The organism is Leuconostoc sp. BM2, assembly GCF_002095565.1.
GTDB lineage: Bacteria > Bacillota > Bacilli > Lactobacillales > Lactobacillaceae > Leuconostoc > Leuconostoc falkenbergense.
The window spans coordinates 1-8,048 of record NZ_MOWQ01000053.1; the positions used below are offsets into that span (position 1 = coordinate 1).

5 protein-coding genes and 2 pseudogenes are annotated in these 8,048 nt (G+C 40.5%); 4 read left to right on the forward strand and 3 right to left on the reverse strand.

Going from position 1 to position 8,048, the window contains the following annotated elements; translation table 11 throughout:
- Nucleotides 1–136: 136 nt before the first annotated feature.
- The 4 genes from BMG01_RS09715 to BMG01_RS09730 all read left to right on the forward strand — a co-directional run bounded on the left by BMG01_RS09715 (nucleotide 137) and on the right by BMG01_RS09730 (nucleotide 5,565).
- Entirely contained in the window at nucleotides 137–1,807 is a 1,671-nt protein-coding gene (locus BMG01_RS09715) for a glycoside hydrolase family 43 protein (protein ID WP_004915017.1), read from the forward strand.
- A 102-nt stretch (nucleotides 1,808–1,909) separates the two neighbouring features.
- Nucleotides 1,910–3,286, forward strand: coding sequence for a sugar porter family MFS transporter (locus tag BMG01_RS09720; RefSeq protein WP_004915014.1), 1,377 nt, complete (start codon nucleotides 1,910–1,912; stop codon nucleotides 3,284–3,286).
- A 59-nt stretch (nucleotides 3,287–3,345) separates the two neighbouring features.
- Complete coding sequence (locus tag BMG01_RS09725) at nucleotides 3,346–4,359, forward strand: aldose epimerase family protein (protein ID WP_004915010.1); 1,014 nt, start codon at nucleotides 3,346–3,348, stop codon at nucleotides 4,357–4,359.
- 36 nt (nucleotides 4,360–4,395) lie between these two features.
- Nucleotides 4,396–5,565, forward strand: a complete 1,170-nt coding sequence (locus BMG01_RS09730) for an ROK family protein (RefSeq protein ID WP_004915007.1) — start codon at nucleotides 4,396–4,398, stop codon at nucleotides 5,563–5,565.
- A gap of 110 nt (nucleotides 5,566–5,675) precedes the next feature.
- On the opposite strand, the gene BMG01_RS09735 is transcribed toward BMG01_RS09730, so the two are convergent.
- The 3 genes and pseudogenes from BMG01_RS09735 to BMG01_RS11045 all read right to left on the reverse strand — a co-directional run.
- Nucleotides 5,676–6,641, reverse strand: a complete 966-nt coding sequence (locus tag BMG01_RS09735) for a beta-galactosidase small subunit (protein ID WP_004915003.1) — start codon at nucleotides 6,639–6,641, stop codon at nucleotides 5,676–5,678.
- Nucleotides 6,619–7,921: pseudogene (locus BMG01_RS09740) on the reverse strand (glycoside hydrolase family 2 TIM barrel-domain containing protein); the annotation flags it as partial. The pseudogene BMG01_RS09740 and the gene BMG01_RS09735, both read right to left, overlap by 23 nt.
- A gap of 15 nt (nucleotides 7,922–7,936) precedes the next feature.
- Nucleotides 7,937–8,048: pseudogene (locus BMG01_RS11045) on the reverse strand (IS30 family transposase); the annotation flags it as partial.

Consider the following 8,048-nt stretch of genomic DNA (forward strand, 5'->3'; position numbering starts at 1 on the left):
CTGAACCAGTCACCGATGGTAAAGGTGCTGTTGGAAAATAAAAACTAATTCACGGCGCATCATCCATCTAAGTATAAATTTTATACTCAGAGCATGTAGGAGCTACCTACGAATAATAATATAAGGAAAGTATATTATGCAAATTCAAAACCCTGTATTACCAGGATTTAACTCAGATCCATCAATTATTCGTGTGGCAGATACTTACTATATTGCGACATCAACATTTGAATGGTTCCCGGGTGTACGTATCCACGCCTCACAAGATTTGGTGCATTGGAATTTAGTTAAAAATGTTCTTGATACAACGACATTATTGGATATGAAGGGCAACCCATCATCAGGTGGTATCTGGGCACCAGATTTGTCTTATGCTGACGGTAAGTTTTGGTTGATTTTCACGGATGTTAAGATTACTGATGGCTCGTTTAAGGACATGAAGAATTACTTGACGACTGCGGAATCAATTGAAGGACCATGGTCAGATCCAATTTTGGTGAATGGTGTTGGTTTTGATGCCTCATTGTTCCATGATGATGATGGTCGCAAGTATCTCGTGCAACAGACCTGGGATCATCGTGAGTATCATCACCCATTTGATGGCATTACTTTGACTGAATTTGATACATCAACAATGAAGTTAAAGCCAGAAACAGCCCGCACAATTTGGGAAGGGACTGAGGTTAAGCTAGTTGAAGGCCCACATTTGTATAAAATTAAGGGTCAATATTACTTGTTTGCGGCAGAAGGTGGTACAATCTTTACTCACCAAGAAGTCGTAGCTCGGTCACAGTCTTTGGATGCATTGTCATTTGAACGTGAGCCAGAAGGACCATTCTTGACCAACTTTGATACACCAAATGCCTACTTGCAAAAGCAAGGACATGGTGCCCTTGTAAATACACCGGGTGGTGAATGGTATTATGCCTCATTATCAGCTCGCCCTTGGAATCATCCAACGGAAAGTGCTACGGATCCACGTGGTTGGTCAACATTAGGTCGCGAGTCATCAATTCAAAAAGTTGAATGGGATGAAGCAGGTTGGCCACGAGTTGTTGGTGGTCATGGTGGTTCAACGTTTGTTGACGCACCTAAGGACGCTATTTTGACTGATGCACCAGCTGATCATTCACAACACGATGACTTTACTGATGAAAAGCTTGACATTAACTGGAACACACTACGTGTACCATTTACTGAAAAGATGGGTCACACTGGCGCGGGTAAATTAGTGTTGCGCGGACAAGGTTCATTGGCTAACACGTTTGACCTATCCTTGATTGCACGTCGCTGGCAAGCTTTCTACTTTGATGCCGAAACCAAAGTAAAGTTTGATCCATATTCATATCAAGCAATGGCTGGTTTGACTAATTACTACAACCACTCACATTGGTCATTTATCTTCATTACAAAAAATGATGAGGGTCAAAATGTCATTGAAGTTGGTGAAAATAAAGGTGGCTTGCGTAACGGATCATACACGTCATACTTTAAAGACGATGCACCGGTGATTCCTGAAGGCACAGAATACGTATGGTTTAAGTCAGAAAATCGTAAGGAATCATATACTTATTACTATTCATTTGATGGCCAAAACTGGATTGCAACCGGTATTACATTAGATGCTGCCGTATTGTCAGATGACTATGTCGTACGCGAATATGGCGGTTTCTTCACGGGGGCTTATGTTGGATTAGCTGCAGTCGATTACTCAGGCTATGACTCAACAGCAGAATTTGATTTCTTCGACTATAAGGAATTGGGCGATTACCAAGAAGCTGACGGTAGTTATTCTTGGAAAAAATAAGAGAGTCGATTTTATTAAAAATAACATATAAATAAGCAACAGTATCTCAAGTAATTGTTACTTCAATTGATTATACGTTTTTAAACAGAAAGTGTCTTACAAATGAAAGTGCATAAATTATCGGCAGGCTTTATTTACTTCTTTGGTGCTTTAGGTGGGTTATTATTTGGTTATGATACGGGTGTGATTTCTGGTGCCATATTGTTTATTTCTAAGCAGTTGACTTTGACCAAATGGCAAGAAGGCTGGGTTGTTTCCGCAGTTCTCGTGGGCGCCATTCTTGGTGCCGCTGTGATTGGACCTTTATCAGATCGCTTTGGACATCGAAAACTACTGTTACTATCGTCGATTATATTTTTTATCGGCGCAATGTGGTCTGGTTTCGCACCGGATTTCCTGCATCTGGTTGCCTCGCGTATTGTCCTAGGTTTGGCTGTGGGTGGTGCTTCATCACTTATTCCAACTTATTTGTCAGAAATGGCGCCAGCTGATAAACGAGGTGGCGTCGCATCATTATTCCAAATGATGATTATGACGGGAATCTTAATTGCGTATATTTCAAATTACTTATTACAAGGATTGACATTTGGTTGGCGTATCATGCTGGCTTTGGCTGCCCTACCAGCCCTACTCCTGTTTATTGGTGGCTGGGTATTGCCCGAATCACCGCGATTTTTGGTTCGTGAAGGCAAAATGTTGGCAGCGCGTCAAGTGTTGGCGATGTTTAATAATGATGACAAACTTGTTGAAGCGGAGTTAGATGATATAGCGTTACAGGCTCAGACAAAATCAGCTGGTAGTTTAGCGGACTTGTTTGGCCCACTTAGTCGGCCAGTGCTTATTATGGCGATGGGATTGGCAATTTTTCAACAAACCATGGGGTGTAACACGGTACTTTACTACGCACCAACGATTTTCACTGATATTGGATTTGGTATCTCAGCAGCCTTGATGGCGCACATTGGCATTGGTATCTTTAACGTGATTGTGACTTGGGTCGCGGTCATGATTATGGACAAAATTGATCGTAAGAAAATGTTGATTTACGGTGCATGGGGGATGGGTATTTCGCTGATTTTGATGTCAGTTGGCATGCAACTTTCGGGTACAGGTAAGTTTGGTTCATATCTTGCTGCGATTGCATTAACAATTTACATTGCTTTTTTCTCTGCAACATGGGGTCCAGTAATGTGGGTTATGATTGGTGAAAGCTTCCCACTCAATATCCGTGGTTTAGGTAATTCATTTGGTGCTGTGGTCAACTGGACAGCGAACACGATTGTTTCACTGACCTTCCCACCATTGCTAAGTGCTTTTGGTACAGGCAATTTATTCTACCTCTATGCGGTGATGTGTTTCATTTCCATTTGGTTTGTGCACAAGTTTACCATTGAAACACGTGGTCGTTCATTGGAACAAATTGAAGCGAGATTACGTCATCGTAAGAATCATTTAAATGATGAACCTGTTGCAAATTAGTAACAATAATCAGTCGTTAGACTGATTTTTTTAAATCAAAATGAAAGAGAATTTAAAAAATGAAAACAACCATTCAACCATTTGGTGAGTTTGAAGGACAAAATGTGTCGGCTTATTCTTTAGAAAATAAGAATGGTACTCGGATTACGGTCCTTGATTTTGCTGGTATTTGGCATGAATATTTGGTCATTGACGAAGGAACACGTGTTAATATGTTATTGTCAGCACCGAACATGTCAGGTTACACCGATAATCCTTTTTATATCAATCGTTTAATTGGTCGCGTCGCTGGTCGTATTAAAGATGCAACATTTAAGCTTGGCGATCAATTGATTCAAACACCACAAAATGAAGGTAATAACTCGCTACATGGTGGTGGGAATGGTTGGTCAAATACCATGTTTACGGTGAAATTTGACCAAAATAGTATTGTCTTGACGGCGACCATAACGTCAGCGCAAGACGGCTTTCCGGGTGATTTAGAATCAGAAATACGTTACACACTTGAAGATGATGATACTGTGGCCTTGACCATGAGCGGGACACAACGTGAAACTGATGGTGTATTTAATCCGACGTCACATGCTTATTTTAATTTAAGCCAATCTGATGATGTCTCAAATCATGAATTGCAGCTTAACAGTAAAGTTCATTTGGTAGTTGATGCTGGTAAAGTGCCAACTGGGGAGACAGTCGCCAATCATAATTCGCCATTTGATTTGAGAATGGCGTCGGATTTGGGCGCTGCGTTAGCAACTTTGGATAAAACAACCGCAGAGCATGGCTTTGATGATGTCTTTGTCGTTCAAGGACCAAAAATTGCTAGTTTGAAAGATAAGGTCAGTTCGCGTACAATAGATGTAATATCTCATCGAAATGGGTTAGTTGTTTTCACCGCCAATTCGATGACATCGGATATGATAAATAATCATGGCAACGGACATAAATGGGTGGCAGTTGCCTTGGAGCCCCACACATTACCAAACTCTGAAAATATTCCAGCCTTTGGTGACGTGCGTTTGAAAAAAGATGAAACCCGTGTGGCAGAAATTGTTTATCGTTATCACAAATAAGGGAGAGGTGCTGGTTGTTTTAATGCCAGCGATGCTATGAAGAAAACAGATCAAATCACCATGCGGGATCATAATCAGCGCTTAGTTTTACAAGCGTTATTTAATGCCAAAGAAACGTCGCGTGCCCAACTTGCGGTTGACCTAGAATTGCATAAATCCACCATTAGCTCGATTTACCGTGATTTAGATGATATCGGTTTTATTGAAGATTTGGGTGAAGGGGATACAACCGAAACAGGTGGCCGCAAGGCTAAAATGATTCGCTTCAATCGCAATTACGGTTTTGTGGTTGCATTTGACATGGGACGTCATCATTTACGAATGGCACAGGTACGTTTGAGTGGTGAAGTAATCGCAACTGATGAATTTGATGTTGATGGCTTGACACTAAAGCAAGTTGTAGACTTAATGATGAAAAATTTGCATCGTATTAAACCGCAAAAATATGGCACGCAAGAGGGTGTCATGGGAATTGCGGTTGGTGTGCATGGCGTTGTTGATCATAATCAAGTAACGTACTCGCCTTTTTTTGATTATTCAGGTATTGATTTAGCTGATATGCTTGGACAAGTGATTAGTGTGCCAGTTTTACTAGAAAACGAAGCCAATTATGCTGCTGTTTATATTCGTGACTATCATGACTATCGTCAAATTGACCAATATGATAATTTAATTGCACTCAATATTCACTATGGTATTGGTGCTGGAATTATTATTGATGGTCAACTATATCGTGGCTTGTCCGGACGAGCTGGCGAAGTTGGTCGCAGTATTGTTTGGTCTCAGAATAAAGAAATTATTCGTATGGAAGATTTATATTCTGAAGATGCCATGCTGAAACGTTTGGCCGAAGCTTTAGGTAAAAAAGAAGTTGTCCGTGCTGATTTTGTGGCTTGTGCTAGTCATAATGCACCAGAAACGACAGCGTTAATTGATGATTGGGTCCGTGGCATTGCACAAATGGCTTATGATATTATACAAACCTATGCCCCACAAGCGCTTTTTATTCACTCACGTTTTATCGCTGAAATGCCGGAATTATTAGGTCACGTGATTGAAGTGTATCAAGATCTGAATCCAACTTGTCAATCAGAATTATTATTTGCAAATCACTCTGTCTATCAAGCAACTTTGCTTGGTGGGGCAGCAAGTGTGACGCGCCACGTGCTTGACTTGGAAGATGTTGATTTGAAGTTCAGCCATTGAGTATGGAATTGGAAATCAACTGTTCAACCAAAACAATTAGTATTGAAAAAGCTTAAGATTTATCCCAATTATATGGCATAAGGCTTAAGCTTTTTTGCTGTTAAGTTGTATCACTGAAAAGGAACAATTGTAAAATCGAAAGCATGATTAGTTTCGCCGGAAATATGATATTCTGGCTCGACGTCGGTACCCCAGCTGTCTATGCCACCTACACCGCGAACGGCGCCATAAATCGTGATGACGCTACGTCTAGGCAGGGGGAGTTCTTCAATATGTGTGGCGCTTTCAAGCTCAATTGCAGTATAAGGTAGTGCTGAAAAAGCAAATGGTTGTGTATGTTGATTAAAAGTAAGTCGGTTAATTGACGTACTATGGTCGTGTGTTTGCTGTGACGCTGCATTTTTGACTGTTAGAGAATGAGTTGCCATGTGCATGCCCATTTCCTGTGGCACAAGATAAGGTGTTAGCGGTAGGCCAACAATGTCAAACGTTCCTGTCAAAGCGCCCGCTTGTCGATCAGGGTAAGTTTCACCAGATAGACCAGTATATTGAAAACCATCAGCGACTTCTGGCATGATAAAGCTTAATCCTAAAGCTGGTAATTCTGGTAATCCAGTGGTCCCAGTGTAGTTTACTGTGATTGTGATGTTACCGTTTTGACTCACTAAATAAGTAACATCAACTGTTGTTTGTTGTGTTGTAGCTGTTAAAAAACTGAAGGTAATGGCCACATTTTTAGCAAAAATCTCATTTGAAAAACGATTATTATCAGGTGCAATAGGGAGACCAATATTTTCATCGTCTACTTGAATGCTGACGTTTTTTAGCGTTGTAAACATGTCTGCGCCAAACCAAGCTGCTGATTGAGTTGAAAAATGACTACCACGATCATTATCAGTTGTTGCGCGCCAAAACGTTAATTTTGGCACACGGTACAGCCATTCTGCTGCATTGACAACGAGTGACTCTAGTCCACCTTTTTCATAACTAAAAATATAATCAAAACTATTGCCATGTAGGCCAAGCGTGCCATCTCCATATACAACATGTAACTCATTCATTGTCATAGCGTCCATAATAATATCTGACCTCCTGCATGGCTGGCTTTTCTTGACGGTTGGCAAACATGATACCATCACCTGAAAATTCATAATCTGAATGGCGATCATTAAAATCACCACCATATCTTAACACTTGCTGACCAGTGACTTTATCGGTTACGTACAAAGCTTGATCAATATAATCCCAAATGAAGCCACCTAAGTAACTATCAAATTCATCAAATAGCTGCATATAATCACCTAAACCACCAATTGAATTACCCATACTATGCATATATTCACAATTTAAATAAGGTTTTTTGGGGGTGATTGGTGAGATAGTCTTTTATTGCTTTTGGATGTGCATACATTCGGCTTTCAACGTCAGATATGCGATCCTCATCAATACGATTTTGAAAAACACCTTCATAATGGGTTAGACGTGAGTCATCAACTGATTTGAAGTAGGCGTCCATTGCTGCAATATTGTCACCTGTATAGGATTCATTGCCCAATGACCAAAACAAAATTGCAGGATGATTTTTAAATTGTTCAAAATTGGATTTGGCGCGATCTAAAACAACGTCTTGCCATTCAGGAATGGAACCAGGGACATTATAGGATGGTTCGACAGCGCCCATTTTTTGCCATGAACCATGAGATTCTAGGTTAGTTTCCGCCATCATATAAATGCCATTTTGATCGCATAAATTGTACCAAGGTATTTGGTTTGGGTAGTGAGATGTACGAACGGCATTGATGTGGTTGTCTTTGAAAACACTAATATCTTTTTTCATGTCGCTCATTGTGATGTTGCGACCGCCTGTGGGACTCCATTCATGACGATTGACGCCATTTAAGTGCAACGGCACATTGTTAAGCGTGACACGATTATGACCATCTTTGTGTAAACGACGGAAACCAAATGAATATGGGACAACAGCAATAATGTTTTGATTAGCATCAAAAATCGTGATGAGTAATTGATATAAATTAGGGTGCTTATGCGACCATAATGCAACGTTTTCAATGACTGCACTTGAAAGCGTAACGTGACTACTAATAGCAACGGTTTCTTGCCAAACAATGTTTTGCGATGGGTTTTGAACCACTATTTTGGCACTTGTACCAGTTAATTTGCCGTCAAAAGATAGTGACATTGACAAAGTGCCTGTATGCAATTGTTTGTCTACGGTAGGCTTGAGAAACAAGTCAACCAAGTTCACTTGAGGCATTGCAAGTAAACGCACGCTACGAAAGATACCCGAAAAACGGAACATGTCCTGATCTTCAATAAAAGCAGCTGTACTGTATTTGGTAGATTGCAAGAATTAACCGAACACTGCAAACTGCTGAAAAACCTTTCGTGGTGATTGCCAGTTGAGTGTTTTCATTGGTCTCGCATTGATCCAATGATTAATTTGATCTAATTCTTTGGCGCTA